Origin of the sequence: Streptomyces tubercidicus (assembly GCF_027497495.1) — a bacterium.
In the GTDB taxonomy this organism is placed as follows: domain Bacteria; phylum Actinomycetota; class Actinomycetes; order Streptomycetales; family Streptomycetaceae; genus Streptomyces; species Streptomyces tubercidicus.
Window position 1 is genome coordinate 6294852 of record NZ_CP114205.1, and the last position, 26233, is coordinate 6321084.

Consider the following 26233-nt stretch of genomic DNA (forward strand, 5'->3'; position numbering starts at 1 on the left):
CGCGGGTCCTACGACCAGACTGCCGGGAGGCGGTCCGGTTCGCCTCCTGAACGCCGGGCGAAACAGCCGGGGAAAGGTGCCGCCGGTACGCCTCGGCACGGCGCCCAACACGACCCCACCCCCGCGAAGATCGCCGTATGGCCAGCGTCTAAAGTGGCGTGGTACGCGCAAGCCCTCTACCGCGTCTTCACCGCCGGAAGGGCTTGCATGCCTTATCTCTTCCGCGGCAAAGGTCGCTGATGTTACTTCCAGGGGTGTGCGTGACGGCCGTCGAATCCCGTCCAGCGGGTGGGGGCACCGCCCACGTCGTCCAGGCAGTGGGGGAGCTCTCTGAGGCTCCGGGGAGTCCCGGGGAGCGGCCGTTCGGGGCCCGCGTCAAGGCGTTCGTGGCGCTGACCAAGCCGCGGGTCATCGAGCTGCTGCTGATGACCACCGTGCCGGTGATGTTCCTGGCTGCCCAGGGGGTGCCCGACCTGTGGCTGGTCCTGGAGACCTGCATCGGCGGCTACCTCTCCGCCGGCGGCGCCGCGGCCTTCAACATGTACCTCGACCGCGATATCGACGCGCTGATGGACCGCACGTCCCAGCGTCCGCTGGTCACCGGCATGGTGAGCCCCCGTGAATGCCTGGTGTTCGCCACCGCCCTCGCGGTCGGCTCCACCGCCTGGTTCTGGTACCTCGTCAACCCGCTGTCGGCGATGCTGTCGCTCGGTGCGCTGCTTTTCTACGTCGTCGTTTACACGATGATTCTCAAGCGGCGGACCTCGCAGAACATCGTCTGGGGCGGTATCGCGGGCTGTATGCCGGTCTTCATCGGCTGGTCGTCGGTGACGAACACCGTCTCCTGGGCCTCGTTCGTCCTCTTCCTGGTCATCTTCTTCTGGACGCCGCCGCACTACTGGCCGCTGTCGATGAAGGTCAAGGACGACTACGAGCGGGTCGGGGTGCCGATGCTGCCGGCCGTCGCGGGCAACAAGGTCGTAGCCCGGCAGATCGTCGCCTACAGCTGGGTGATGGTCGCGGTCTCGCTGCTGCTCCAGCCGCTGGGCTACACCGGCTGGTTCTACACCGCGGTCGCCCTGGTCTGCGGAGGCTTCTGGCTCAAGGAGGCACACGGTCTCCAGGCCCGCGCGAAGGCCGGGATCACGGGGCCCAAGCTCAAGGAGATGCGGCTGTTCCACTGGTCCATCACCTATGTGTCGCTGCTGTTCGTCGCCGTCGCCGTGGATCCCTTCCTGCGCTGAGAAGAGGTGTGGGGGATCACCCTCACAAACTTCCGTACCCGCGGGTAGCATGCTGTTCATGGCAGACATCCAGCAGGCGGAAGAGCAGGCGGAGGCGGCGGCCGGCACGGCGGCCGACAAGCGGGCCGGCCGGCGCACGGCCAAGCTCACCAAGCAGATCCGCGCCTTTGCCGACAGCCACGGCGGCAGCGCCGAGGGCCAGCTCGCGCACCTCGGCCGCGGCCGCACCCGGATCGCCCTCGTCGGCGCCAACGGCGAGTGGGGCAACCTCGTCGCGGACTCCTTCGACTCCGCCAAGGACGCCGCCGCCGCGGCCGGTATCACCCTCCAGGACGACTTCGACGGCGACCTCGCCGCCAAGGTCCGCACCGGTCCCTACGAGTGGTCGCGGATGGCGGGCATCCAGGTCGGCGGCCCGTCCAACGGCTGACGAGCGGTCTCCGGGCGCCGTGCGCCGGAGCGTACGCCGGAAGCGGAGCCCGCTACCTCACCACCACCTCGTCCGTTAAGCCCACCAGGCGCGGCGCTTCGGCCGTGCCCGGCGGGCTCTCGGCGAGGAGAAGCGGATGGACGGACTTCCACCGCTGATCGACCAGTACAGCGTCGGCGCGGTGCACGACGAACTCGGCCTCGGCTCCTTCGAGACCCATCTCGCCGCCGCGGCCGGCGCCCACGGCCCGGCCCCCGCCGGTACCAGCTTCTTCGACAGCTTCACCGGTCTCGCGGTACGCCGCTGGTGCCCCCCGCTGCTGGGCCTGGAACCGCACTGCCCACCCGCCCGCTATCTGGCGCGCCGACGCGAGATGGGCGCCTACCGGGCCGGACGGATGCTGCTGCGCGGCTCCGGGATCGGCACATTCCTGCTGGAGGCCGGGGCGCCCGGCAATCTGACCTCGGCCACCGAACTCGCCACCGCCGCCGCGGCCGGCGCCCATGAGGTCGTACGGCTCGAACCGCTCGCCGAGCAGGTCGCCGACACCTCCGGCAGCGTCGACTCCTTCCTCGGCTACACCGCCGAGGCCCTCTACGCCGCGGCCCAGTACGCCGCCGCCTTCGCCTCCGGCGCCACCCACTGCGAGGGGCGCGCCCCGGAGGCCGGTGAGGTGCGGCGGGCCGCGGACCGCTGGCTGCGCCGCCGCCGTCCCGGAGAGCGGCTCGGGGAGCCCGCGCTCGTACGGCATCTGCTGTGGAGCGCGGTGGCGACCGGTCTGCCGGTGCAGCTGCACTGCCCCGATCCGCAGCCGCTGGTGGCCTTTCTGCGCGCCACCACCGGCATCGGCTCGGACCTCGTGCTGCTGCCGGAGGCACCGCACCACCGGCGGGCGGCGCAGCTCGCCGCGGTGCACGCCCATGTGTACGCGGACGCCGGGCCCCGCCCAGAGGAGACGCTGGGGCAGGCGCCGTTCGGCAAGCTGCTGTTCTCCTCGGGCGCCCGGGGGCTGCCGGAGCTCTATGTGACCGGCGCCCGGTGCTTCGTCCGTGCCATGGCGCGCCTGGTAGGGGAGTGGACCGAGGAGGGGCTGTGCGGGCCCGGGGACGGGCAGCGGATCACCGAGACGGTGGGGTTCGGGACCGCGCGGCGGGTCTACCGGCTGAGCGCGGAGGCCGGCTGAGGTTCGGGGGCTTCCTGCTCGCCCGAGGGGGCGGATCCGCTGGGGTCCTCCTCCTGGAGCGGACCGCGGTCGCGCAGCGACAAGCTGACCCGCAGCACACAGATCCACACCAGGGACGACCCCAGCATGTGGAGCCCGATGACGATCTCGGGCAGGCCCATGAAGTACTGGACGTAGCCGATGATGCCCTGTACCGCGATACAGACGAACAGCTCCAGGAGCATCCGGCGCGGGGCGGCCGGTGCCTTGACGGCGCGCAGGGTGAACCACAGGGCGACGGACAGGCCGACGACGATGTAGACGAAGTCGACGTGGAGCTGGGTGATCTCCTGCCAGTCCAGCGGGATGCGGTGGACCTTCGTGGCGTCGCCCGCGTGCGGGCCGGTGCCGGTGACGACCGTGCCGATGACGGTGAGCGCGCCGGTCGCGGCCACCAGCAGCCAGGCCAGCTGCCGCGCCGGACGGGCGACCAGGTCGCGCGGCTCCTCGTCGCCTTCGCTCGCCCGCTTCCAGCTCAGTACGGCGACCGTGAGCAGCGCCGTGGCCGCCAGGAAGTGTGAGCTGACGATGTACGGGTTCAGGCCGGTGAGGACCGTGACGCCGCCGACGACGGCGTTGCTCATGACGAGCCAGAACTGGGCCCAGCCGAGCCGGGTGAGCGAGCGGCGCCGGGGGTGACGGGCGCGGGCGGCGATGATGAACAGGCCGACCACCGCGCTCAGCACATAGGTCAGCATGCGGTTGCCGAACTCGATGAGCCCGTTGATGCCCATCGCGGCGGTCGGCGTCAGGCTGTCCGGCGTGCACTTGGGCCAGGTCGAGCAGCCCAGCCCGGACTGGCTGAGCCGGACCGCGCCGCCCGTGACGACGATGATCACGGCCATGATGACGGTGGCCAGCGCGGCCCGTCGCACAAAGGCCGCGGACGGCTGCCAGCGGCGGGCGATCAGCTCAAGGGGGTTCAGCGTGTTCGGCACGGGAGCCATCGTAGGCGGCGCCTTGTGCAAACTTTCACGAGGGGTGCGCCCGGCAGCGGATCCACCCGGAACCGCTCCGCGCAACGGCTGTCCGGCGGCTCACTCCCAGCGGAAGAACCGCGCCGCGGCACCGAGCCCGAGCGCCGCCCATACGGCCAGGATGCCGAGGTCCGGCCAGGGGATACCGGCGCCGTGCTGGAGCACCTCGCGCAGTCCGTCGGACAGTGCCGTGATCGGCAGCAGCCCGAGCACGCTCTGGGCGGCCTCCGGGAACTTCTCCAGCGGGACGACCACCCCGCCGCCGACCAGCAGCAGCAGGAACACCAGGTTGGCCGCGGCCAGGGTGGCCTCCGCCTTGAGCGTGCCGGCCATCAGCAGGCCCAGGCCCGAGAAGGCGGCGGTGCCCAGGAGGAGCAGCAGCACCACCGCGAGCGGACTGCCCTGCGGCGACCAGCCCAGGGCCAGCGCGACCGCCGTCAGCAGCGTGATCTGCAGGACCTCGGTGACCAGCACCGCACAGGTCTTGGCGGCCATCAGCCCCCAGCGCGGCAGCGGCGAGACGGCCAGCCGCTTGAGCACGCCGTAGCGGCGCTCGAAACCGGTCGCGATGGCCTGGCCGGTGAAGGCGGTGGACAGCACGGCGAGCGCCAGGATGCCGGGCGCCAGGAAGTCGACGGAGCGGCCCGCGCCGCCGGCGGTGCCGGTGGGCACCGCGATGATGTCGACGGCGGAGAACAGCACCAGCAGCAGCGTCGGGATGATCACGGTCAGCAGCAGCTGCTCACCGTTGCGCAGCAGCATCCTGGTCTCCAGGGCCGCCTGCGCGCGGATCATCCGGGGCAGCGGGGCCGCACCGGGCCGCGGGCTGAACGTGCCGGTGACGCCACCGGCCTCGGTGGTGGTCATGCGCGCAGCTCCTTGCCCGTGAGTTCCAAGAAGACGTCCTCCAGGGTGTGCCGTTCGACGGCTATCGCGTCGGGCATCACGCCGTTCTGGGCGCACCAGGAGGCGACGGTGGCCAGCAGCTGCGGGTTGACCTTGCCGTGGACGCGGTAGACGCCTGAGGCGGGCTCCGTGGCGGCGCTGTCCGCGGGCAGGGCCTTGAGGAGCGAGCCGAGGTCGAGGCCGGGGCGGCCGGTGAAGCGCAGGCTGTTCTCCGCGCCACCACGGCACAGCTCGTCCGGGCTGCCCTGGGCGATCACCCGGCCGCCGTCGATGATCGCGACATCGTCGGCGAGCTGCTCGGCCTCGTCCATGAAGTGTGTGGTCAGTACGGTGCTGACGCCGTCGGTGCGCAGCTCCCGTACGAGGTCCCAGGTGGCGTGCCGGGCCTGCGGGTCGAGCCCGGCCGTCGGCTCGTCCAGGAAGACCAGCTCGGGGCGGCCGACCACGGCCATCGCCAGCGCCAGCCGTTGTTGCTGGCCGCCGGACAGCCGCCGGTAGGGGGTGCGGCCGCAGCCGCCCAGGCCGAGCCGGTCGATGAGCGTGCCGACGTCGAGGGGGTGGGCGTGCAGGGTGGCGGTGTGCCGCAGCATCTCCTCGGCCCTGGCGCCCGCGTAGACGCCGCCGGACTGCAGCATCACGCCGATCCGCGGCCGCAGCGCCGCGGCGTCGGCGACCGGGTCCAGGCCCAGCACCCGCACCCGGCCGGCGTCCGGGCGGCGGTAGCCCTCGCAGGTCTCGACGGTGGTGGTCTTGCCGGCGCCGTTCGGGCCGAGTACGGCGGTGACCGTGCCACGGGCGACGGTCAGGTCGAGCCCGTCCACGGCGGTCTTGGTCCCGTATCGCTTGACCAGGCCGGTGATCTCGACGGCAGGTTCTTCGCCAGGGGGCCGGGGGGCGCCCCCCGGGGAGGTGCTGGGCATGCCGGGCAGTCTACGGAGAGTGGCAGGTGGGCCTTCAACGGGGGCGTGGGGGCTGACGGGGCTCGTTCCCCGATCTGGCGGTGCCGGACCGAACGGATTTCGAGCGCCCGCGGCGCCCGGTGCGCGGCTGCCGGGCCGGAACGCGCCCGCGCAGGTCGGGGGCGCTTTTTCCGCTCTGTCGGGTACTTGAATTAGGTAACCCTAAGTGATAGAGGCCACCCGTTCGTGGCCCGGGCGAGGCTTGAATCACTTTGACGAATTACGCAACAATGGCGTTGTGAAATACGCGAGCGAGGAAAAGGAAGGGCCCGCGGTCGAGCAGACCGAAGGGCCGGCCCCCTCCGCGCCCGAGAAGACCGAGCGGCGAGGGGCCGCCCCACATCCCGCGGCGCCGCATGACGAACAACAGGGCACCCGCAACCGGGTCGCCCGCTCCATTCTCGACCACGGTCCGTCCACCGCGGCCGAGCTCGCCCTCCGCCTGGAGCTGACCCAGGCGGCCGTCCGCCGGCATCTGGACGCGCTGGCCGCGGAGGGCGTTGTCGAGCCGCGCGAGAAGCGCGTCTACGGCAACCGCGGCCGGGGCCGACCGGCCCGCGCCTTCGCCCTCACCGACTGCGGACGGGACGCCTTCGACCAGGCCTACGACCAGCTCGCCTCCGATGCGCTGCGCTGGATCGCGCAGAGCGCCGGCGGCGGCGAGAAGGGCGAGGCGGCCGTCGCCGCGTTCGCCCGCGCGCGGCTCGCCGCGCAGGCCGTGGGCTACCGCGAGGCGGTCGAGGCCGCCGAGCCGGAGGCCCGCACCGAGGCCCTTGCGAGGGCATTGACCGCGGACGGGTACGCTGCTACGGCGCGCAGCGCCCCCAATCCCCAGCTCGGTGAACAGCTCTGCCAGCACCACTGCCCGGTCGCCCATGTCGCCGAGCAGTACCCGCAGCTGTGTGAGGCGGAGACCGAGGTCTTCTCCCGATTGCTCGGGACCCATGTACAGCGGCTTGCCACCATCGCCCATGGCGACGGGGTGTGCACGACCTTCATCCCGAAGGCCGGTGCCGGCAAGGCCGCTCACAGCACCGCACGCACCAGCAAGACCACCACAGCATCTGCAAGCACGGCCGGGAGGAACCCCGCATGACGCTCCCCACGGAGACTGCTCACCCTGAGCTTGAGGGCCTGGGCAAGTACGAATACGGCTGGGCCGACTCCGACGTGGCCGGCGCCTCCGCCAAGCGCGGTCTTTCCGAGGCCGTCGTCCGCGACATCTCGGGGAAGAAGAACGAGCCGGAGTGGATGCTCAAGCTCCGCCTCAAGGGCCTGAAGCTGTTCGACAAGAAGCCCATGCCCAACTGGGGCTCGGACCTGTCGGGCATCGACTTCGACAACATCAAGTACTTCGTCCGCTCCACGGAGCAGCAGGCCGCCTCCTGGGAGGACCTGCCCGAGGACATCAAGAACACCTACGACAAGCTCGGCATCCCCGAGGCGGAGAAGCAGCGCCTGGTCGCCGGTGTCGCCGCGCAGTACGAGTCCGAGGTCGTCTACCACCAGATCCGTGAGGACCTGGAGGAGCAGGGCGTCATCTTCCTGGACACGGACACCGCGCTCAAGGAGCACCCGGAGATCTTCCAGGAGTACTTCGGCACGGTCATCCCGGTCGGCGACAACAAGTTCGCGTCGCTGAACAGCGCGGTGTGGTCCGGCGGTTCGTTCATCTACGTGCCCAAGGGTGTCCACGTCGACATCCCGCTGCAGGCCTACTTCCGGATCAACACCGAGAACATGGGCCAGTTCGAGCGGACGCTGATCATCGTCGACGAGGACGCCTACGTCCACTACGTCGAGGGCTGCACGGCGCCGATCTACAAGTCGGACTCGCTGCACTCCGCGGTCGTCGAGATCGTCGTGAAGAAGGGCGGCCGCTGCCGCTACACGACCATCCAGAACTGGTCGAACAACGTCTACAACCTGGTCACCAAGCGTGCCGTCGCCTACGAGGGCGCGACCATGGAGTGGGTCGACGGCAACCTCGGCTCCAAGGTGACCATGAAGTACCCGGCCGTCTACCTCATGGGTGAGCACGCCAAGGGCGAGACCCTGTCCATCGCCTTCGCGGGCGAGGGCCAGCACCAGGACGCCGGCTCCAAGATGGTCCACATGGCGCCGAACACCTCCTCCAACATCGTCTCCAAGTCGGTGGCGCGCGGCGGTGGCCGGACCTCCTACCGCGGTCTGGTCGAGATCGGCGAGGGCGCCGCGGGCTCCAAGTCCAACGTGCTGTGTGACGCCCTGCTGGTGGACACCATCTCCCGTTCGGACACCTACCCCTACGTGGACGTCCGCGAGGACGACGTCTCCATGGGCCACGAGGCGACCGTCTCCAAGGTCAGCGAGGACCAGCTCTTCTACCTGATGGCGCGCGGTCTGTCGGAGGACGAGGCGATGGCGATGATCGTCCGTGGTTTCGTCGAGCCGATCGCCCGTGAGCTGCCGATGGAGTACGCGCTGGAGCTCAACCGCCTGATCGAGCTGCAGATGGAAGGCGCGGTCGGCTGACGGCCACGGCACACTCAACGACCGACGCGGCGGCCGTCCTGCGGGCAGGCCGAGGATCGCAACCAGAAAGCGAGCACTACGACAGCCATGGCTGAGGCTCAGAACATCCCGGCGGGTTCCACGACCACCGGCTCCATCGCGGTGGCCGCGGAGTCCACCGTCGCCACCCGGATGAGCGCCCCGCCGTCCTACGACGTGGCGGACTTCCCGGTGCCGCACGGCCGCGAGGAGGAGTGGCGCTTCACGCCTCTCGCGCGCCTGAAGGGCCTGCACGACGGCAGCGCCGAGGCCGGCGGTCCCGACCTGAAGATCGACATCACCGCGCCCGAGGGCGTCACGCATGAGCTGGTCGACCGCGCCGACCCGCGGGTCGGCAAGGCGGGCAAGCCCGTCGACCGGGTCGCCGCCCAGGCGTACAGCTCCTTCGAGAAGGCGTCGGTGATCTCGGTTCCCAAGGAGGCGCAGCTCTCCGAGCCGATCCGGATCACTGTCCACGGTGAGGGCGGCACGGCCTATGGCCACCAGGTCATCGAGCTCGGCGCGTTCGCCGAGGCGGTTGTGGTCATCGACCACACCGGTGACGCGGTGCTCGCCGCCAACGTCGACTACCTCCTCGGTGACGGCGCCAAGCTGACCGTCGTCTCCGTCCAGGACTGGGACGACCACGCGGTCCACGCGGGCCAGCACAACGCCCTGGTCGGCCGGGACGCGAGCTTCAAGTCCGTGGTGGTCACCTTCGGCGGCGACCTCGTCCGGCTGCACCCGCGCGTCACCTACGCGGGCCCCGGCGGTGAGGCCGAGTTCTACGGTCTGTACTTCACCGAGCAGGGCCAGCACCACGAGCACCGGCTCTTCGTCGACCACGAGGCGACCAACTGCCGCTCGAACGTGGTCTACAAGGGCGCGCTGCAGGGCGATGACGCGCACGCCGTATGGATCGGCGACGTGCTGATCCGGGCCGCGGCGACCGGGACGGACACCTACGAGCTCAACCGCAACCTCGTCCTCACCGACGGCGCGCGGGTCGACTCGGTGCCCAACCTGGAGATCGAGACCGGTGAGATCGTCGGTGCCGGCCACGCCTCGGCGACCGGCCGGTTCGACGACGAGCAGCTGTTCTACCTGATGGCCCGCGGTATCCCGGCCGACGAGGCCCGCCGCCTGGTCGTCCGCGGCTTCTTCGCCGAGCTGGTCCAGCAGATCGGTCTCCCGGACGTCGAAGAGCGTCTGATGAGCAAGATCGAGGCCGAGCTGGAAGCGGCCGCGGCATGACGTACGTACGCGTAGCGGCGCTCAGCGAGCTGGAGGAGGACACCCCGAAGCGGGTGGAACTCGACGGTACGCCGGTGTCGCTGGTCCGCACCGAGGGCGAGGTGTTCGCGATCAACGACATCTGCTCGCATGCGAACGTCTCGCTCTCGGAAGGCGAGGTCGAGGACTGCTCGATCGAGTGCTGGCTGCACGGTTCGAGCTTCGACCTGCGCACCGGCAAGCCCAGCGGCCTTCCCGCGACGCGCCCCGTCCCCGTATACCCCGTAAAGATCGAAGGGGACGACGTGCTCGTCTCCGTCACCCAGGAGTCCTGAGTTCCCCATGGCAACGCTTGAGATCCACGACCTGCACGTCTCCGTCGAGGCCGAGAACGGCCCGCGCGAGATCCTGAAGGGCGTCGACCTGACCGTGAAGCAGGGCGAGACGCACGCCATCATGGGCCCCAACGGCTCCGGCAAGTCGACCCTCGCCTACTCTCTCGCGGGTCACCCCAAGTACACGATCACCGGCGGCACCGTCACCCTCGACGGCGAGGACGTCCTGGAGATGTCCGTCGACGAGCGCGCGCGGGCCGGCGTCTTCCTCGCCATGCAGTACCCGGTCGAGGTGCCCGGCGTCTCGGTCTCCAACTTCCTGCGGACCTCCGCGACCGCGATCCGCGGTGAGGCCCCCAAGCTGCGGCTGTGGGTCAAGGAGGTCAAGGAGGCCATGGAGCGCCTCCAGATGGACCCCGCGTTCGCCGAGCGCAACGTCAACGAGGGCTTCTCCGGCGGTGAGAAGAAGCGCCACGAGATCCTCCAGCTGGAGCTGCTGAAGCCCGCGATCGCGATCCTCGACGAGACCGACTCCGGTCTGGACGTCGACGCGCTGCGCACCGTCTCCGAGGGCGTCAACCGCGTCCGCGAGACCGGTGAGGTCGGCACCCTGCTGATCACGCACTACACGCGCATCCTGCGCTACATCAAGCCCGATCAGGTCCATGTCTTCGCCAACGGCCGGATCGCCGAGTCCGGCGGTGCCGAGCTCGCCGACAAGCTGGAGGCCGAGGGCTACGAGGCTTACACGAAGGGTGGCGCAACCGCGTGACACAGCTGCCGGGCCTCCTCGACACAGAGGCGATCCGTAAGGACTTCCCCCTTCTGGACCGCCAGGTTCACGACGGGAAGAAGGTCGTGTATCTGGACAACGCGGCGACCTCGCAGAAGCCGCGCCAGGTCCTCGACGCCCTGAACGCCTACTACGAACGTCACAACGCCAACGTCCACCGCGGCGTGCATGTGCTCGCCGAGGAGGCCACGGCGCTGTACGAAGGCGCGCGCGACAAGGTGGCCGCCTTCATCAACGCCCCGAGCCGCGACGAGGTGATCTTCACCAAGAACGCCTCCGAGTCGCTCAACCTCGTGGCCAACATGCTCGGTTGGGCCGATGAGCCCTACCGCGTGGACCACGAGACCGAGATCGTCATCACGGAGATGGAGCACCACTCCAACATCGTCCCGTGGCAGCTGCTGGCGCAGCGCACCGGCGCGAAGCTGAAGTGGTTCGGCATCACCGACGACGGCCGGCTCGACCTGTCCGACATCGACGAGATCATCACCGAGAAGACGAAGATCGTCTCCTTCACGCTGGTCTCCAACATCATGGGCACCGTCAACCCGGTCGAGACGATCATCCGCCGCGCCCAGGAGGTCGGCGCGCTGGTCTGCATCGACGCCTCGCAGGCCGCCCCGCACATGGTGCTGGACGTGCAGGCGCTGCAGGCCGACTTCGTGGCCTTCACCGGCCACAAGATGTGCGGCCCGACCGGCATCGGCGTCCTCTGGGGCCGCCAGGAGCTGCTGGAGGACCTGCCGCCGTTCCTCGGTGGCGGCGAGATGATCGAGACCGTCTCGATGCACTCCTCGACCTATGCGCCCGCCCCGCACAAGTTCGAGGCCGGTACGCCCCCGATCGCCCAGGCCGTCGGCCTCGGCGCGGCCGTGGACTACCTCACCTCGATCGGCATGGACAACATCGCCGCGCATGAGCACGCGATCACCGAGTACGCCGTCAAGCGGCTGCTGGAGGTCCCGGACCTGCGCATCATCGGCCCGAGCACGGCCGAGGACCGCGGGGCGACGATCTCCTTCACGCTCGGCGACATCCATCCGCACGACGTCGGCCAGGTGCTGGACGAGCAGGGCATCGCGGTCCGGGTGGGCCACCACTGCGCACGGCCGGTCTGCCTGCGCTACGGAATTCCCGCGACCACGCGAGCGTCGTTCTATCTGTACTCCACGCCCGCCGAGGTCGACGCCTTGGTCGAGGGCCTGGAGCACGTCCGCAACTTCTTCGGTTAGACAAACAGAGACCGTAAACCCGAGCACAGCGGATGAGGACGAGGACTGACTGAGCCGTGAAGCTGGATTCCATGTACCAGGACGTCATCCTGGACCACTACAAGCACCCCCATGGGCGCGGTCTGCGGGACGGCGACGCCGAGGTGCACCATGTCAACCCCACGTGCGGTGACGAGATCACGCTGCGCGTGCGGCTCGACGGCGCGACGATTGAGGATGTGTCCTACGAGGGCCAGGGCTGCTCCATCAGCCAGGCCAGCGCGTCGGTGCTCAACGAGCTCCTGGTGGGCAAGCAGCTCGGGGACGCGCAGAAGATCCAGGAGACGTTCCTGGAGCTGATGCAGTCCAAGGGGCAGCTCGAACCGGATGACGCGATGGAGGAGATCCTGGAGGACGCGGTGGCGTTCGCCGGAGTCTCCAAGTACCCGGCGCGCGTGAAGTGTGCGCTGCTCAGTTGGATGGCCTGGAAGGACGCCACGGCCAAGGCCCTCTCCGAGGAGGCGAAGACCGCATGACCGACACCCCGACCACCACGAAGCCTGCCTCCGAGGAGGAGGTCCGCGAGGCGCTGTACGACGTCGTGGACCCCGAGCTGGGCATCGATGTCGTCAACCTGGGGCTGATCTACGGCATCCACATCGACGACGCCAATATCGCCACCATCGACATGACGCTGACCTCCGCGGCCTGTCCGCTGACCGATGTCATCGAGGACCAGGCGAAGTCCGTCACGGACGGCATCGTCAGCGAACTGAAGATCAACTGGGTCTGGATGCCCCCGTGGGGCCCGGACAAGATCACCGACGACGGCCGCGAGCAGCTCCGCGCGCTGGGCTTCAACGTCTGACGAGGTCTTCTCAGCGATACGGCCGTGCCCGCCAGCCACCACTGGCGGGCACGGCCGTATCGCGCGTTCCGGGCCGCACAGGTATGTACGACCGTACGCAACGCTGTGTACGCTCGTACGCATGGTCTATGTGACGCTTGCCGGCGCGATCCTCTCCGAGGTGCTCGCGACCACCGCGATGAAGTACAGCGACGGGTTCAGCAAGCTGTGGCCGTCGGTGTACACCGCGGCGGGCTATCTGCTCGCCTTCTTCCTGCTCGCGCAGACCCTCAAATCGATGAGCGTCGGCACGGCGTATGCCATCTGGGCCGGGGCCGGGACGGCGCTGATCGCCGCGATCGGGATGGTGTTCCTGGGGGAGAGCGCCACCGCGCTGAAGATCCTCGGGGTGCTGCTGGTCATCGGCGGCGTCGTGGTGCTCAATCTGGACGGGGCACACTGATGGCGCGGCGCTACGATCCGGACCGGCGGCAGCGGATCATCGACGCGGCGATCGCGGTGGTCGGCGAGCGGGGGATCGCCGGGCTCAGCCACCGCTCGGTGGCGGCCGCGGCGGATGTGCCGCTCGGCTCGACCACGTACCACTTCGCGTCCCTGGACGAGCTGCTGATCGCCGCGCTGCGGCAGGTCAACCGGGTCTGTCTGGCCGACTTCGCGCGCTGGGCCGAGGGGATCGACCCGGCGGCGCCGCTCGCCGAGGAGGTCGCCCGGTTCATCGAGGAGGCCCTGGCCGGGGACCGCTCGCGGATGGAGCTGGAGTACGAGCTGTATCTGACGGCGCTTCGCCGCGAGGCGGTGCGGCCGATCGCCGCGGAGTGTCTGGACGAGATGGTGCGGGTGCTCGGACAGCGGATCGGCGATGTCCGGACCGCGCGGGCCGTGGTGGCGCTGACCGACGGGCTGCTGTTGCAGCATCTGCTGACCGGGCAGCCCTTCGATCCCGCGTCGGTACGGGCCGGGCTGGCCGGAGTGCTGGGCTGAGCGGCGGCCCGGTTCGCCTCGGCGGGGGCCCTCCGGTTAGGTTTCGAACATGACCGATGCTGCTTCTCCCCGTACGACCGGCGCCGTCGCCGCCGGGCTCGCCACCGTCACCTCCGACGGCACCGTTCTCGACACCTGGTTCCCGGCGCCCGAACTGGTCGCCGCCTCCACCGCGGACCTCGGTCCGGCCGGCACCGAGCGGCTGGACGACGCGCGCGCCGCCGAACTGCTGGGCAACGCCGTGCTCAAGGCGACCGGTCCCGACCCGGTCCGCGAGGTCGAGGTCGTCGCCGTCCGGACGGTCATCGCCTCCCTCGACGACAAGCCGCTGGACGCCCACGACGCGTACCTGCGCCTCCACCTGCTCAGCCACCGGCTGGTCAAGCCGCACGGGCAGAACCTGGAGGGCGTCTTCGGCCTGCTGGCCAACGTCGCCTGGACCTCGCTGGGTCCGGTGGCCGTCGACCGGGTGGAGACGGTGCGGCTGAACGCCCGTGCCGAGGGGCTGCATCTGATGGTCACCGGTATCGACAAGTTCCCGCGGATGACGGACTATGTCGCGCCTGCCGGTGTGCGGATCGCGGACGCCGACCGGGTGCGCCTGGGCGCGCACCTCGCCGCCGGGACCACCGTCATGCACGAGGGCTTCGTCAACTTCAACGCCGGGACGCTGGGCACCTCCATGGTCGAGGGCCGGATCAGCGCGGGTGTCGTCGTCGGCGACGGCTCCGACATCGGCGGCGGCGCCTCCACGATGGGCACCCTGTCCGGCGGCGGCAAGCAGATCATCTCGATCGGTGAGCGCTGCCTGCTCGGCGCCGAGTCGGGTATCGGTATCGCGCTGGGCGACGAGTGTGTCGTCGAGGCCGGTCTGTATGTCACCGCGGGCACCCGGGTCACGCTGCCCGACGGCCAGATCGTCAAGGCCCTGGAGCTCTCCGGCGCGGACAACATCCTCTTCCGCCGCAACTCGACCACCGGCACCGTCGAGGCCCGCCCGAACAAGGCGGAGTGGGGCGGCCTCAACGAGGTGCTGCACAGCCACAACTGAGCGGACACGGTCACACCACGGCCCGGCGGTCATCCGCCGGGCCGTTGTTGTCCGCCGCCCCGGTCCCCGGCCCGGCCGGACGCCGATAGGCTTACGCCCATGCGTGATCTTGTAGCGGGGATGCGGTATCTGGGCAAGGGGCAGCGCTGGGTCGCCCAGCACGGCCGGTGGTGGGGATTCGGGCTGATTCCGGCGCTGATCGCGCTGGTCCTGTACGCCGGGGTGCTCGTCGCGCTCGCCATCTGGTCCGGCGATATCGCGGCCTGGGCGACGCCGTTCGCCGACGGCTGGGGTTCGCCCTGGCAGGGGCTGCTGCGCGGGGTGTTCGTGGCGCTGCTGTTCGCCGGCGGGCTGACGCTCGCGGTGCTGACCTTCACCGCGACCACCCTGCTGATCGGCGATCCCTTCTATGAGTCGCTCTCGGAGAAGGTCGAGGAGTCCGAGGGGAACTGCCCGCCGTCCCCGGACCGGCCGGTGTGGCAGGAGATCTGGATCGCGCTCCGTGACAGCGTCCATGTGCTGCTGCGGGCCGCGGGCTTCGGCATCCTGCTGTTCTTCCTCGGCTTCGTGCCGTTCATCGGGCAGACCGTGGTCCCCGCCATCGGCTTCTGTGTCTCCGGCTTCTTCCTCGCCGTCGAGCTGACCTCGGTGGCCATGCAGCGCCGGGACATCCCGGTGCGCGAGCGGCTCCGGATGCTGCGCGGCCGCAAGGGGCTCGCGGTCGGCTTCGGCACCCCCATCGTGCTGCTGTTCCTGATCCCGTTCGTCGCGGTGGTGCTGATGCCGGGCGCGGTCGCCGGGGCGACGCTGCTGGTCCGCGACCTGGTGCCGGGCCCGGAGGAGCCGTCGGAGCCGGGCGCGGAGGCCGTCGGGCAGAACGCCGCAGCGGCTCCGTACGGGCAGCCCGGCGCGCCGGGCGGCTTCGGGCCGGCGCCCGCGCCCTTCCCGCCTAACCAGGGACCCCCGCAGGCACCGCCGTATCCGCATCAGCAGTCCGGTCCAGGGTCGTCCGCAGCGCGTCCGCCAGCCGGCTGGTGAGTTCGGCGTCCGCCGCCAGCAGCGGGCCGCGGACCGGTCCCGCGGGCAGTCCGAGGTGATCCAGCAGCGCCTTCGCGGTGACCGTGCCGGGGGCCTCCCCGCCGGTCACCGCCTCGATGAGCGGGACCAGGGCCAGCTGACGGCGGGCCGCCGTGGCCGTGTCCCCGGCGTCATAGGCGTCCAGTACGGCGCGCACCGCCCGGGGTGCGGCATTGGCGACGGTGCTGACGCAGCCCGCGCCGCCGAGGGCCCGTAGCGGCAGGATCTGTTCGTCGCAGCCCGCGTAGTAGGCCAGGTCCGTCGCGGCCAGCACCTTCGCGGACTTCAGCAGGTCGTAGCCGCAGTCCTTGACCCCCGCGATCCGCGGATGGGCGGCCAGCCGCAGCAGGGTCCGGGCGGTCAGCGCGGTGCCGGTCCGGCCCGGGATGTCGTAGAGCATCACCGGCAGTCCGGTGGCGTCCGCGACGGTCCGCAGATGGTGGCTCACGGCCTCCTGGGTGGGCCGCGAGTAGTACGGCGTGACCACCAACAGGCCGTGTGCGCCCGCCCGTTCGGCGCCCCGGGCCAGGGCGACAGTGTGCCGGGTGTCGCTGGTGCCGACCCCCGCGGTGATCCGCGCCCGGTCGCCGACGGCCTCGACCACGGCCCGCAGCAGGGTCTCCTTCTCGGCGTCGGAGGTGGTCGGGGACTCCCCGGTGGTGCCGCTCAGGACCAGGGCGTCGCAGCCGCCGTCGTCGACGAGGCGGGTGGCGAGCCGCTGCGCGCCGTCCGTGTCGAGTGCGCCGTCGGCGGTGAACGGGGTGATCATGGCGGCCGCGACGCGGCCGAAGGGCGGTGCGGGGGTGCGGGTCATGGTCTGCATGCCAGGAGTGTGAGCGCGCCTCATATTTCACGTCCACTTAGTTGCACTGGGGGATTTGTTAAGCATCGCTACGTGAGTGGGTCCGGGAAACGTGCAGCGGCCGCCGCACCGTTCGGTGCGACGGCCGCTCGGGCATCACAGGCCCATCACGCGCCAGTCAGGCCGTTCCGCGAACGCTTCAGGTCCTGGGTCCGCTCGGCGGCGGACTCCTCCGACGACTTCGGCTTCCGCTGGTCGGTGCGCCGCTCGGCGGCGCGGTCCTTGTTGCCCGACTTACGGTTCTGGGACTTCGGCATGGTGACTCCCTATGTCTCGCCGAATGGTTCTTACCTGCCCAGTACCGCACCCCCCGCGGCAGTTGGCCCCCGGACGTGGGCCGGACGGGTGACGGGGGAGTCACATGCGGTGACCGTCCGCCGGGCTACGGGCGGATCCGCAGCACCTGCGGATCGTGGTCGCTGGCCTGGTCGGCGTACTCGGCGTTGAGGTGCACGATGTCGTAGTCGGCGCGGGTCAGCGGGCGGCTGGTGAGCATGTGGTCCAGCACCTGCGAGTTGCCCCCGTAGACATAGCCGTAGCGCTCGGCGGCGGGCAGCCGGTTGACCTGGTCGGTGAGCACACCGCCGGCGGTGAGGGCCTTGAGGGCCGGCGAGAACTGGTAGTCGTTGAGGTCGCCGGCCACCACCACCGCGGCCTTCCGGTCCTTGGCCAGCAGATCCTTGACGAACCCGTTGACCTGCTCGGCCTGTGCGGTGCGCTGGGTCTCCGAGCTGCGGACCGGTGGCTGGAAACGGCTGTCCAGAGCCTGGTCGCCGCCCTTGGAGTTGAAGTGGTTGGCGATCACGAACACCCGGCTCCCCGGGCGGCTCTTGAGCGCGAACTGGCCGACGAGCGGCTTGCGGCTGTCCTTCCACGCCGGGTCGGCAGGCGCGATCCGGCCCGGCGACGCGGACAGCGTGGCCTTGCCGTGGTCGTCGACCACCTTCACCGGGGTGGTGGCGTCACCGCCCTTGATGTCCGTGAACGAGGCCCGCTCGGGGTTGAACAGGAACGCCACCCGGATGTTGCCGCCGGGCTGGCCGCCGTCCTGGTCGTTGGCCGGGTCGATCTGCCGCCACTCGTACGCCGGGCCGCCGGCCGCCTTGATGGCGTCGGTGAGCTTCTTGAGGGTGGCGCCGGCGGTGACCACACCGTTGTCCTTGGTGCCGTTGTCGTCCTGGACCTCCTCCAGCGCGACCACGTCGGGGGAGGCGAGGTGCTCCACCAGCCCCTTGGCCAGCCGGTCGAACTTGGCCTGCGGGGTACTGGGCGACAGGTTCTCGACGTTGTAGGTGGCCACCGCCAGCTCGTCGGACTTCTGCTTGCGGGTCTTCTCCGGCTCCGGGCCGTGGTCGGTGAGCTTGCCCAGTTCGGTGGCCTGGAGCGTGTAGCCGCCGAAGTTGTCGTAGTCCAGCGGCCCGGCGGTGGTGCCGGTCAGCTCGTCGCCGACATCGGCCACCGGGAACGGCTGCTGTGCGAAGGGGATCAGCGACGCCAGTTTGATCCGGCCGCCGTTGGGGTCTTGGTAGGAGCGGTAGAGCGTGCCGCCGCGGGCGGTGCGGTGGTGCTTCGGCTCGGCGGTCAGCCACAGCTCGTGGTGGGTGTTGGTCGCCCCCACGACCGGGGCGTCCGACATCGTGACGCGCATGCCCTCCAGGGACTCGTAGCGGTCCAGGGCGTACGAGGAGGGGCGCAGCTTCAGGGATTCGATGCTCTTGCCGCCCGCGTCGGGGGCGTAACGGTTCGGCACCGAGGCCGGGTTGAGCTTGAAGGCGGCCGGCAGCGGGGCGTCGGCGGAGTCGGTCTTCCAGGTCGCGTCGGTGATCTCGGTGACCGACTGCAGACCGGCGTCCTTGCCGCCCGGGTAGTACTCGCTGACCGTGCCGGAGAAGGTGACCGCGTCACCGACCGCGACCTTCGGCGTCTCCTTGCCGGTGTAGACGAAGACCGCCTCGCTGGTGGCCGGGTTCTTGTCCGGGTGCGGGTCCTGCACCCAGAAGCCCCGCGCCGAGCCGAACGAGCGGATCGCGGTGACCGTACCGGGCACCTCGCTGACCTGCTGTCCGGCCAGCGGGGATATTCGGGTGCTGCCCTGGATGTCGTGGATCCGGGCGCCGGCCGCCGAGGCGGACTGGGTGGCGGTCAGCAGTCCGCCGGCCAGGGCGGCGCAGACCACCGCGCTGGCGACGGCCGTTCTGCGGAGCGAACGACGGGACGGCATGGATGCCTCCGAGAGGTATGGGGGGTGGCTACGGCAACGTGAATACGGAGCGAGAACGAAGCGCGCTACGCGCGTCGATCTGCGTCAATCTGTTGCGCACGTAAGGGAGTTGTCAAGCTTCTGCGGGTAACCAGCAGGGGGCGCGTGGGTGAACCGTCCGAGATACGGAGAATTCCGTCTACGCTTGGGCGGCGCACACCCCAGCTACCGCTGGGTGGGGGTCCTCCCAGCGGTAGCTGGGGGAGTACCCCCAGCCGTAGTCCGTCCGAGGAGCTGAGCACCCGATGTCCGCAGACCGCCCGACCCTGCCGCCGGTGCGGCTGCACTCCGAAGCGGAACTGGCCCGGGACGCGCTGAGCGCGCCCCTGATGGCCCGTGCCGCGAAGCTCGCCCGCTGGGCCGAGCGCGGCGTCCCGGTCGGCGTCGGCGGCCAGATCCTGGAGGAGCCGCTGGCCGCAGCCACCGAGCACCTCGGCCTGACCGCCGACGAGGACGGCGCCGCCTACACCGCCGAAGCCTGGCAGCTCGCGGTGGACACCGGTCTCGTGGAGATCGCGGAGACCGAGGAGAGCGAGGACGGCGCCGACCTCCCCGACGACGCCGCGGCCGGCATCGCCACCCCCGGCGAGGAGCTGGGCCTGCTCACCTCCGGCAGCCCGCAGGACATCCTCGACATCTGGCTCGGCGGCATGGAGACCGTGCTCGCCGACGCGGCCGCCCCCGACCTCGCCGACCTCGCCGACCAGCTCACCGAGGGCGGCGAACTGGACCTGGACGCGCTCGACTGGAACCCGGAGGAGGAGGCCGAGCTGCTGGACGGCATCCTCGGCAACCTCTATCTGCTCACGGCCCTGAACGAGCGCCCTGACCAGGAGGTTCCGCTGCCCGCACTGGCCGCCTCCATGATCGTCCCGGACGATATGGACGAGCCCACGGACGAGGTCCTCGAAGAGGTCTCCGAGGCGATGATGCGCCTGGACGACCAGTTCCGGGTGCTGGAACCGATCGGGCTGGTCGCCTACCAGCCCGTCGACGAATCGCTCATCGAGGAGCTGGACGAGGACGGCGAAGCGGCCCTCCCGCAGGGGCCCGGGGGGTCCTCCGGCGCCGAGCCGCTGACCGACGAGGACGTCTCCCGCTACGGCCTGGTCCGCCTCACCCCGCTCGGCGTCTACGCGGTGCGCGCCCGGATGCTGGACGCGGGCGTGCACGCCCCCGCCGTCGGCGACCTCGCCGACAAGGGCGCCGATGTCCTCCTGGACGCGCTGCCCGAGTACCCCGAGGGCCTCGCCCAGGCCGAGTCCGAGCTCTGGCTCGCCGCCCGTACGCCCCTGGACGCCGCCCGCGACCTGCTCACCGCCGCCCGCGGCGACGACGAGCGCGCCCCGCGGCGCCGCCTCGCCGCCCAGCAGACCCTCTCGCTGATCTCGCCGGACGCCGAGGCCGCACTGCGCGACGTACTCGACGACCGGCAGCTCGGCGGCCTGTCCCGGGTCTGGCTCGCCGAACGCGGCCTGCCCGGCATCCCCGAGCCCTCCCAGGAAATGATCTTCTGGCTGACGGTGGACACCATCGCGGCGCAGCTCGACATCGCCGACGACGACGCCGCGACCGAGCTCCGCGACCTGGTACAGGGCCTGACCGAACAGCACAGCGGCTTCTTCGACACCGTCTGGCGGGTCGACCACCCCGCCGCCGCCGACGTCCTGGAGGCCATGGGCCGCCTGCACCCGGACAAGAAGGCCGCCAAGGAGGCCCGCAAGGCCGCGTTCAAGGCCCGGTCGCGCCAGTCGGGCTGAGTTACGGCCGTTACGGCCGCGGGGCCGGTCTGCGCCGGTCTCCACAGGGACGGGGGCGGCCGGCCCGGTCGGCGGCCCCCGCCCTTCGCTTCACCAGCCCGCGCGAACCGGTCATCCGCCACGCCGACCTGGGCGCGCCGGCGCTCCTGGACGGGATACCCCGGGACGCCGTGCCGGCTGCCCGACGGCTGAGGACAGCCGCCCGGTGCCAACTGCTTCCCGGATGTCGTGCCGCGTTCAACTGGAGTTCGACAGCGCACGAGAGCGTGTGCCCGCAGGCACAGGGGAGAAGAAACCGGCCATCCAGGAGATGACAATGCCGCTCACCCGCAGAGACTTCGCCAGACGTTCCGCCCTCACCGGTGCGGGGGTCGCACTGGCCGGCACCGTCGGCGTGCTGGCCACGGCGCCCGGAGCCATCGGCGAGGAGGCACCGGACAGCGCGGGGGACGGGCAAGGAATCGGCTACGGCCCGCTGATCGCTGACCCGGACGGCATCCTCGCGCTGCCCGCCGGGTTCTCGTACCGGATCATCACCCGGACCGGGGTCACCAAGCTGGACAGCGGTGAGTCCACGCCCTCCAACCACGACGGCACCGGCACCTTCGAGGGCCAGCGCGGCACCACCCTCCTGGTCAACAACCACGAGCTGAAGGGCCCGCGCGCCGACTGGCCGCACCCGGTGCCGCTGGCCGACGGGCTGGTCTACGACCCGGCGGCGTCCGGCGGCTGCACCGTCGTCGAGGTCGCCAAGGACGGCAGCCCGGTCGGCGAGTGGGTCGGCATCGCCGGTACCTCCACCAACTGCGCGGGCGGCACCACCCCTTGGGGCACCTGGCTCACCGGCGAGGAAACCGAGGACAAGGCCGGCGAGCACGGCATGACCAAGGACCACGGCTATGTCTTCGAGGTCGACCCCTACGACCGCCGGGCCGGCCACGACCCCCAGCCCGTCAAGGCGCTGGGCCGCTACGCCCACGAGGCCGTCGTCGTCGACCCCAAGCGCGGCCACCTCTATCTGACCGAGGACGCCGGCACACCCAACGGCCTCTTCTACCGCTGGACCCCGCCGCACGGTTTCCGCCACGGCCGCGGCCAGCTGCGCTCGCTCGCCGGTGACGCCGGAGTGCTGGAGGCCTTCAAGTGCTTCGACTCCGGCGGCCGGTTCGTCGACGACCTCTCGCGTGCCACCAAGCCCGGCACCGTCTACGGCGTCGACTGGGTCGAGGTCCCCGACCGCGACGCCCGTAAGGTCTCGGTGCGCAAGCAGTTCAAGGACGGCGAGATCACCCGCGCCCGCAAGCTGGAGGGCCTGTGGTGGGCGGACGGCGGCGCGTATGTGGTGTCCTCCTTCGCCCGTGACGAGAGCCCTGTCCAGCACGACGGCCAGGTCTGGTTCTACGACCCGCGGCGGCGGACGCTGACCCTGAAGGTGCTGCTGGGCGTCAACAAGGAACCGTCGAAGGACGGCGCCCTGGACGGCCCCGACAACATCACCGTCTCGCCCTACGGCGGGCTGATCATCGCCGAGGACGGCGAGGGCGTCCAGCACCTCTTCGGTGCCACCGACGACGGCCGGACCTACCCGATCGCCCGTAACGACCTCAACATCGGTACCGCGGACGAGCCCCAGTTCAGCGAGTTCACCGGGCCGGTGTTCTCCCCGGACGGGCGCACGCTGTTCGCCAACATCCAGGAGCCCGGCATCATGCTGGCCATCACCGGGCCGTGGAAGCGGCAGCGGCGGCAGCGCCAGCCGTAGCCGTACGGCGGGCGGGGGCGGCGGCTCAGGCTGCCGCCCCCGTCAGCAGGTAGTAGTCCAGCAGACCGGTCTCGTACGCCGTCAGATAGCGGCGCGGCCACTCGTCGTCGTGGAGCTCCGGCTGCTGGGCCATATAGCGGTCGTAGGACTCCCAGACCCCGTCGCCGATCGGCCGGACCCGCACCTCGCGCAGACCCGCCGCGGTCAGTGCCGCCGCGACCTCGTCGACCACATGCGGGACGTCCAGGCCGTCGGCGAACGGGGGCAGCAACTCGGGCAGGGCGCGGGCGGCCGCCCGGGTGCGGGCGAAGAACGTGGTCAGCGCCAGCCGGCCTTTTGCCGGGCGCAGCACCCGCGCGGCCTCCTGGGCGAAACCGGACAGATCGCGGAAGTGCTGCGCCGCCTCGACCGAGAACAGGCAGTCGACGGAACCGTCGGGGAGCGGGATGCGCTGGGCCGCGCCCAGGACGAACTCCAGCCGGCCGGGGGCGTCCGCGGGCCCGGCGAGCAGGTCCGCGTTGGCCTCCCGGGCACGGGCGATCTGGTCGGGGTGCGCGTCCAGCCCGATGACCGGCGCCAGGCCGAACTCCCGCAGCGCCAGCGCACAGCCCAGCCCGCGCCCGCAGCCGACGTCCAGGGCGGTGCGGCCCCGCGGCCGGTCGAAGGTGCCCAGCACCAGGCGGTAGAGATCTTCCTCGCTGCGCACCCGGTCGGCCCGGGTCAGCTTCCGGTCCGCGGGGCTCGGCAGGCCCGTCCAGTAGCCGAAGTTGATGAAGCCGCCGGCGAAGGCGGGGACGGTGCTGAGGTCATCCGCGCCGTAGACCCGCGCGACCCGGTCGGGAAGGTCCGGGGGCGCCGGTCCGTCCGGGGGATCCGCGGGGCCGGCCGGCGGCGGCTGCTGCGTCATCGAACGCTCCTCGTGCGTGCCCTGGGGATGCCGTGACCGCTTCTGCGGTGCGGGGCGTGGCGGCACAATTCTCAGTCCTGGACCTTTCCGGACCGGGGAAGGGCCGCCGCTGGGAGTGGCGCGCTGCGGCTGACGTCCCCGGCCCGGGCCCTGACGGCGCCGGGGACGTCAGGGACCGGGCCGAGCCGTCAGGGAGGCGGGCGTCAGGGGCTCGCTCAGAGTGCCTGGCCGGCTGGTTTGACCATGCCGCGGACCGTGCGGGAATCGACGTACTCGCCCATCGCGGTCATCTCCCACTCGCCGGAGAACTGGCGGATGAGCTTGGCCATCATCACGCCCGTACGGGGCTCCGAGTGGGTGAGGTCGAAGCGGACCAGCTCCTCGCCGCTCTGGGCGTCCAGCAGTCGGCAGTACGCCTTGGCGACATCGGAGAACTTCTGGCCGGAGAAGGAGTTCACGACGAAGACCAGGCCCGTCACCTGCGGGGGCAGCCCGCCGAGGTGGACGGTGATCGCCTCGTCGTCGCCGGCGCCCTCGCCGGTGAGGTTGTCGCCGGAGTGCTGGATGGCGCCGTTCAGGATCGTCAGCTTGCCGAAGAAGCAGTTGTCGACCTTCTTGCGGTCCGGCCCGTAGGCGATCACGGAGGCGTCCAGGTCGATGCTCTTGCCGCGGAAGGCGGGCTCCCAGCCGAGGCCCATCCGCACCGAGCTGAGCAGCGGGCGGCCGCCCTTGACCAGGGAGACGGTCTGGTTCTTCTGGAGGCTGACGCGGCCCTTGTCGAGGTTGATCTTGCCGGGGGCGGGTGGTGCGGCCGGGGCGGCGGGCGGCGCGGCGGCCGCGGCCGCGGGGGCCGGGGGCGCGGCCGGTACCGGGGCGCCGGTGGGCGGACCCCACTGGCCCGCGGGTGCGGCGGGCGCTGCGGCCGGGGGAGCGGGGGGTGCCTGCGGGGCGGCGGCCGGGGCGGCCGGTTCCTCCACGCTGACGCCGAAGTCGGTGGCGATCCCCGCCAGGCCGTTGGCGTAGCCCTGGCCGACCGCGCGGACCTTCCAGGCACCGGCGCGGCGGTAGATCTCGACGACCACCAGCGCGGTCTCGGTGCCCAGCTGCGGCGGGGTGAAGGAGGCGAGGACGCTGCCGTCGTCGGCATTACGGACCGTGCCGGTGGGCTCGGTGCCGGCGAAGGTCGCGCCGGGGGTGTCCAGGCTCGCGGTGACCACGATCTTCTCGATGCCCTCGGGCACCGCAGCGGTGTCCACCGTGATGGTGTCGCCGCCGCCGGCCGCCGCGGAGTGCGTCACGCCCGGCCCGGTCGGCTGGTTGTAGAACACGAAGTCGTCGTCGGAGCGCACCTTGCCGTCGGCGGCCAGCAGCAGGCCCGAGACGTCCAGCCGCACGGGGGCGGTGACGTCCACCGCCACCCGCGCGGCGCTGAGCGGGAGGTTCGAGCCAGGAGTCATAGCGGTCATGCCGGGGTCAACGATCGGCGCGCCTTTGCGGTTCCATTACCCGCGGCCGGATGACCGCCCGGCCCGCTCACCGGCGTTCGCGGGAGTTGCCGAACAGCAGCCGGTAGCCGATCAGCAGGACCAGGGCCCCGGCGATCGAGGCGACCCACATCCTCGGCTCGCCGAAGTCCTTCGGAATCGGCTCGTTCAGAAACTTGGTGGAGAGCCAGCCGCCGATGAAGGACCCGACGATGCCGATGAGGGTCGTGCCGATAAGCCCTCCCGGGTCGCGTCCCGGCAGCAGAACCTTGGCGATGACGCCCGCGATCAGCCCGAGTACGAGCCAGCTGACGATGCCCATGATGCGTTCCTCGTTCCAGCGCGGAGAAATCGGTACGTAGACGAGGACGCCTGGTGGGGGGCACGGGTTCCGTGGTGGGGCCTGTGTGGTGTGCGGGGTCGGTGGGGGCGGTGCGGCTTGCTGTTGTGCGCGGTACGGCCGGGGGCGCGGTACGGCTGTGGGGTGCGGTACGGCCGTGGGTGGTGTGCCCGTCAGTGTGGCCACTGGGGCGGGTCGGTGCAGAAGGTGCCGCCGAGATGGGTGTGGTCGGGGTTGGTGGGGTCCAGCGTGCCCTGGGCGGCTATCAGCTCGGCCGCGTACGGCTCGGAGTCGTCCCGCGGGGTGTACCCCAGGGCGCGGGCGGTCGACAGGTCCCACCACAGACGGGTGTTGGCGGAGGAGCCGTAGACGATGGTGTGGCCCACGCCGGGCGCGGTGAGCGCGGCGTCCAGCAGCCGCGCGCAGTCGGCCGGGCTCAGCCAGATCGACAGCATCCGTACCGAGGTCGGCTCCGGACAGCAGGAGCCGATCCGGACCGAGACGGTCTCGATACCGTGCCGGTCCCAGTAGAGCGAGGCGAGGTCCTCGCCGAAGCCCTTGGACAGTCCGTAGTAGGTGTCGGGGCGGCGGGGCGTGCCAACGGGGATGGCGGCGGAGCCGTCCGCGGGGCGCGGGGTGAAGCCGACGGCGTGGTTGGAGGAGGCGAAGACGACCCGTCGGACGCCTGCCGCGCGCGCCGCCTCGTACAGGCGGTAGGTGCCCTCGATGTTGGCGCGCAGAATCTCCTCGAACGGGGCTTCCAGGGAGATACCGGCGAGATGGACGATCGCGTCGACCCCGTCCGCCGCCGCGCGCAGCGTCTCCGTATCGGCCAACTCGGCGGTGATCGCGTCCGGTTCGCCGTCCACGGGCCGCTGGTCGAACAGGCGCAGCCGGTAGCCGTACGGCGGCAGCAGCTCACGCATCAGGGTGCCGACGCCGCCGGCGGCGCCGGTGAGCAGAACGGTGCGGGGTGCGGTCATGGGCGGCGACTCCTCACGCAGATGTCGGGACCCCCTGAAGCACCGTAAAAAGCCGG

Annotated in this window: 27 protein-coding genes; 17 read left to right on the forward strand and 10 right to left on the reverse strand. The window is 71.0% G+C overall.

Annotation, left to right across the window (positions count from 1 at the left end):
* The first annotated feature begins 260 nt into the window (after positions 1–260).
* The 3 genes from STRTU_RS27415 to STRTU_RS27425 all read left to right on the forward strand — a co-directional run bounded on the left by STRTU_RS27415 (position 261) and on the right by STRTU_RS27425 (position 2857).
* Complete coding sequence (locus tag STRTU_RS27415) at positions 261–1244, forward strand: heme o synthase (protein ID WP_159747310.1); 984 nt, start codon at positions 261–263, stop codon at positions 1242–1244.
* Positions 1245–1293: 49 nt separating this feature from the next.
* Entirely contained in the window at positions 1294–1674 is a 381-nt protein-coding gene (locus tag STRTU_RS27420; protein ID WP_159747311.1) for a hypothetical protein, read from the forward strand.
* Positions 1675–1810: 136 nt separating this feature from the next.
* A complete protein-coding gene (locus STRTU_RS27425) occupies positions 1811–2857 on the forward strand; it encodes an amidohydrolase (protein ID WP_159747312.1) in 1047 nt (348 codons plus the stop codon).
* Here the strand turns inward: STRTU_RS27425 and STRTU_RS27430 are convergent.
* The 3 genes from STRTU_RS27430 to STRTU_RS27440 form a co-directional block, all read right to left on the reverse strand.
* Positions 2830–3834, reverse strand: a complete 1005-nt coding sequence (locus STRTU_RS27430; RefSeq protein ID WP_159747313.1) for a COX15/CtaA family protein — start codon at positions 3832–3834, stop codon at positions 2830–2832. The two genes, STRTU_RS27425 and STRTU_RS27430, sit on opposite strands and share 28 nt — an antisense overlap.
* Positions 3835–3933: 99 nt before the next feature.
* Positions 3934–4740 (reverse strand): ABC transporter permease, encoded by an 807-nt coding sequence (locus STRTU_RS27435; RefSeq protein WP_159747314.1) that lies wholly within the window; start codon positions 4738–4740, stop codon positions 3934–3936.
* Positions 4737–5699, reverse strand: a complete 963-nt coding sequence (locus STRTU_RS27440; protein WP_159747315.1) for an ABC transporter ATP-binding protein — start codon at positions 5697–5699, stop codon at positions 4737–4739. Before STRTU_RS27440 ends, STRTU_RS27435 begins: the two co-directional genes overlap by 4 nt.
* A gap of 277 nt (positions 5700–5976) precedes the next feature.
* Here STRTU_RS27440 and STRTU_RS27445 point away from each other — a divergent pair, with 277 nt between their 5' ends.
* From STRTU_RS27445 to STRTU_RS27500, 12 genes are all read left to right on the forward strand, one after another.
* A complete protein-coding gene (locus STRTU_RS27445) occupies positions 5977–6834 on the forward strand; it encodes a helix-turn-helix transcriptional regulator (RefSeq protein WP_159747316.1) in 858 nt (285 codons plus the stop codon).
* Positions 6831–8252 carry a Fe-S cluster assembly protein SufB gene (sufB, locus tag STRTU_RS27450; protein ID WP_159747317.1) on the forward strand — a complete coding sequence of 474 codons (1422 nt, stop codon included), beginning with the start codon at positions 6831–6833 and terminating at the stop codon, positions 8250–8252. Before STRTU_RS27445 ends, sufB begins: the two co-directional genes overlap by 4 nt.
* Before the next feature lie 87 nt (positions 8253–8339).
* Positions 8340–9524, forward strand: a complete 1185-nt coding sequence (gene sufD / locus STRTU_RS27455; RefSeq protein WP_159747318.1) for a Fe-S cluster assembly protein SufD — start codon at positions 8340–8342, stop codon at positions 9522–9524.
* The gene (locus tag STRTU_RS27460; RefSeq protein ID WP_159747319.1) at positions 9521–9838 is read left to right on the forward strand and encodes a non-heme iron oxygenase ferredoxin subunit; all 318 of its coding nucleotides are present in this window, start codon (positions 9521–9523) and stop codon (positions 9836–9838) included. The genes sufD and STRTU_RS27460 overlap by 4 nt, the downstream gene beginning before the upstream one ends.
* Positions 9839–9845: 7 nt before the next feature.
* Entirely contained in the window at positions 9846–10610 is a 765-nt protein-coding gene (sufC, locus tag STRTU_RS27465; RefSeq protein WP_127150285.1) for a Fe-S cluster assembly ATPase SufC, read from the forward strand.
* On the forward strand, positions 10607–11863 hold the full coding sequence (locus STRTU_RS27470) for a cysteine desulfurase (RefSeq protein WP_159747320.1): 1257 nt from the start codon (positions 10607–10609) through the stop codon (positions 11861–11863). Before sufC ends, STRTU_RS27470 begins: the two co-directional genes overlap by 4 nt.
* A gap of 56 nt (positions 11864–11919) precedes the next feature.
* On the forward strand, positions 11920–12378 hold the full coding sequence (sufU, locus tag STRTU_RS27475; RefSeq protein WP_159747321.1) for a Fe-S cluster assembly sulfur transfer protein SufU: 459 nt from the start codon (positions 11920–11922) through the stop codon (positions 12376–12378).
* On the forward strand, positions 12375–12710 hold the full coding sequence (locus STRTU_RS27480) for a metal-sulfur cluster assembly factor (protein ID WP_159747322.1): 336 nt from the start codon (positions 12375–12377) through the stop codon (positions 12708–12710). Before sufU ends, STRTU_RS27480 begins: the two co-directional genes overlap by 4 nt.
* A 121-nt stretch (positions 12711–12831) precedes the next feature.
* Complete coding sequence (locus STRTU_RS27485) at positions 12832–13152, forward strand: DMT family transporter (protein ID WP_159747323.1); 321 nt, start codon at positions 12832–12834, stop codon at positions 13150–13152.
* Positions 13152–13691: a TetR/AcrR family transcriptional regulator gene (locus STRTU_RS27490; RefSeq protein ID WP_159747324.1), complete on the forward strand. Its 540-nt coding sequence runs from the start codon at positions 13152–13154 to the stop codon at positions 13689–13691. Before STRTU_RS27485 ends, STRTU_RS27490 begins: the two co-directional genes overlap by 1 nt.
* 49 nt (positions 13692–13740) lie before the next feature.
* The gene (gene dapD / locus STRTU_RS27495; RefSeq protein ID WP_159747325.1) at positions 13741–14742 is read left to right on the forward strand and encodes a 2,3,4,5-tetrahydropyridine-2,6-dicarboxylate N-succinyltransferase; all 1002 of its coding nucleotides are present in this window, start codon (positions 13741–13743) and stop codon (positions 14740–14742) included.
* 99 nt (positions 14743–14841) lie between these two features.
* Positions 14842–15780, forward strand: a complete 939-nt coding sequence (locus tag STRTU_RS27500) for an EI24 domain-containing protein (RefSeq protein ID WP_159747326.1) — start codon at positions 14842–14844, stop codon at positions 15778–15780.
* Here the strand turns inward: STRTU_RS27500 and dapA are convergent.
* The 3 genes from dapA to STRTU_RS27515 form a co-directional block, all read right to left on the reverse strand.
* Positions 15692–16642: a 4-hydroxy-tetrahydrodipicolinate synthase gene (gene dapA / locus STRTU_RS27505; protein WP_159747327.1), complete on the reverse strand. Its 951-nt coding sequence runs from the start codon at positions 16640–16642 to the stop codon at positions 15692–15694. The two genes, STRTU_RS27500 and dapA, sit on opposite strands and share 89 nt — an antisense overlap.
* A gap of 146 nt (positions 16643–16788) precedes the next feature.
* Positions 16789–16938 carry a hypothetical protein gene (locus STRTU_RS27510; protein WP_018091848.1) on the reverse strand — a complete coding sequence of 50 codons (150 nt, stop codon included), beginning with the start codon at positions 16936–16938 and terminating at the stop codon, positions 16789–16791.
* 125 nt (positions 16939–17063) lie between these two features.
* Positions 17064–18902, reverse strand: coding sequence for an endonuclease/exonuclease/phosphatase family protein (locus STRTU_RS27515; RefSeq protein ID WP_159747328.1), 1839 nt, complete (start codon positions 18900–18902; stop codon positions 17064–17066).
* A gap of 284 nt (positions 18903–19186) precedes the next feature.
* Between STRTU_RS27515 and STRTU_RS27520 the strand changes: the two genes are divergently transcribed.
* Together STRTU_RS27520 and STRTU_RS27525 are read left to right on the forward strand one after the other, a co-directional pair.
* Entirely contained in the window at positions 19187–20701 is a 1515-nt protein-coding gene (locus tag STRTU_RS27520) for a hypothetical protein (protein ID WP_159747329.1), read from the forward strand.
* Between the two features lie 316 nt (positions 20702–21017).
* A complete protein-coding gene (locus STRTU_RS27525) occupies positions 21018–22463 on the forward strand; it encodes an alkaline phosphatase PhoX (protein ID WP_159747330.1) in 1446 nt (481 codons plus the stop codon).
* A gap of 25 nt (positions 22464–22488) precedes the next feature.
* Here the strand turns inward: STRTU_RS27525 and STRTU_RS27530 are convergent, their stop codons facing one another.
* The 4 genes from STRTU_RS27530 to STRTU_RS27545 form a co-directional block, all read right to left on the reverse strand.
* Entirely contained in the window at positions 22489–23370 is an 882-nt protein-coding gene (locus STRTU_RS27530; RefSeq protein ID WP_159747331.1) for a class I SAM-dependent methyltransferase, read from the reverse strand.
* 215 nt (positions 23371–23585) lie between these two features.
* Positions 23586–24836, reverse strand: coding sequence for a TerD family protein (locus STRTU_RS27535; protein WP_167539271.1), 1251 nt, complete (start codon positions 24834–24836; stop codon positions 23586–23588).
* Positions 24837–24903: 67 nt separating this feature from the next.
* Positions 24904–25176 (reverse strand): GlsB/YeaQ/YmgE family stress response membrane protein, encoded by a 273-nt coding sequence (locus STRTU_RS27540; protein WP_159747332.1) that lies wholly within the window; start codon positions 25174–25176, stop codon positions 24904–24906.
* A 191-nt stretch (positions 25177–25367) separates the two neighbouring features.
* Complete coding sequence (locus STRTU_RS27545) at positions 25368–26177, reverse strand: NAD-dependent epimerase/dehydratase family protein (RefSeq protein WP_159747333.1); 810 nt, start codon at positions 26175–26177, stop codon at positions 25368–25370.
* Positions 26178–26233: the final 56 nt, after the last annotated feature.

Excerpts from the sequence above, each read along its gene's own strand:
- STRTU_RS27420 (WP_159747311.1), top strand. The coding sequence starts at position 1,294 with ATGCTGTTCATGGCAGACATCCAGCAGGCGGAAGAGCAGGCGGAGGCG.
- STRTU_RS27425 (WP_159747312.1), top strand. The coding sequence starts at position 1,811 with ATGGACGGACTTCCACCGCTGATCGACCAGTACAGCGTCGGCGCGGTG.
- STRTU_RS27435 (WP_159747314.1), bottom strand. The coding sequence starts at position 4,740 with ATGACCACCACCGAGGCCGGTGGCGTCACCGGCACGTTCAGCCCGCGG.
- STRTU_RS27440 (WP_159747315.1), bottom strand. The coding sequence starts at position 5,699 with ATGCCCAGCACCTCCCCGGGGGGCGCCCCCCGGCCCCCTGGCGAAGAA.
- sufB (WP_159747317.1), top strand. The coding sequence starts at position 6,831 with ATGACGCTCCCCACGGAGACTGCTCACCCTGAGCTTGAGGGCCTGGGC.
- sufD (WP_159747318.1), top strand. The coding sequence starts at position 8,340 with ATGGCTGAGGCTCAGAACATCCCGGCGGGTTCCACGACCACCGGCTCC.
- STRTU_RS27460 (WP_159747319.1), top strand. The coding sequence starts at position 9,521 with ATGACGTACGTACGCGTAGCGGCGCTCAGCGAGCTGGAGGAGGACACC.
- sufC (WP_127150285.1), top strand. The coding sequence starts at position 9,846 with ATGGCAACGCTTGAGATCCACGACCTGCACGTCTCCGTCGAGGCCGAG.
- STRTU_RS27480 (WP_159747322.1), top strand. The coding sequence starts at position 12,375 with ATGACCGACACCCCGACCACCACGAAGCCTGCCTCCGAGGAGGAGGTC.
- STRTU_RS27485 (WP_159747323.1), top strand. The coding sequence starts at position 12,832 with ATGGTCTATGTGACGCTTGCCGGCGCGATCCTCTCCGAGGTGCTCGCG.
- STRTU_RS27490 (WP_159747324.1), top strand. The coding sequence starts at position 13,152 with ATGGCGCGGCGCTACGATCCGGACCGGCGGCAGCGGATCATCGACGCG.
- dapD (WP_159747325.1), top strand. The coding sequence starts at position 13,741 with ATGACCGATGCTGCTTCTCCCCGTACGACCGGCGCCGTCGCCGCCGGG.
- STRTU_RS27500 (WP_159747326.1), top strand. The coding sequence starts at position 14,842 with ATGCGTGATCTTGTAGCGGGGATGCGGTATCTGGGCAAGGGGCAGCGC.
- dapA (WP_159747327.1), bottom strand. The coding sequence starts at position 16,642 with ATGCAGACCATGACCCGCACCCCCGCACCGCCCTTCGGCCGCGTCGCG.
- STRTU_RS27510 (WP_018091848.1), bottom strand. The coding sequence starts at position 16,938 with ATGCCGAAGTCCCAGAACCGTAAGTCGGGCAACAAGGACCGCGCCGCC.
- STRTU_RS27515 (WP_159747328.1), bottom strand. The coding sequence starts at position 18,902 with ATGCCGTCCCGTCGTTCGCTCCGCAGAACGGCCGTCGCCAGCGCGGTG.
- STRTU_RS27520 (WP_159747329.1), top strand. The coding sequence starts at position 19,187 with ATGTCCGCAGACCGCCCGACCCTGCCGCCGGTGCGGCTGCACTCCGAA.
- STRTU_RS27525 (WP_159747330.1), top strand. The coding sequence starts at position 21,018 with ATGCCGCTCACCCGCAGAGACTTCGCCAGACGTTCCGCCCTCACCGGT.
- STRTU_RS27530 (WP_159747331.1), bottom strand. The coding sequence starts at position 23,370 with ATGACGCAGCAGCCGCCGCCGGCCGGCCCCGCGGATCCCCCGGACGGA.
- STRTU_RS27535 (WP_167539271.1), bottom strand. The coding sequence starts at position 24,836 with ATGACCGCTATGACTCCTGGCTCGAACCTCCCGCTCAGCGCCGCGCGG.
- STRTU_RS27540 (WP_159747332.1), bottom strand. The coding sequence starts at position 25,176 with ATGGGCATCGTCAGCTGGCTCGTACTCGGGCTGATCGCGGGCGTCATC.
- STRTU_RS27545 (WP_159747333.1), bottom strand. The coding sequence starts at position 26,177 with ATGACCGCACCCCGCACCGTTCTGCTCACCGGCGCCGCCGGCGGCGTC.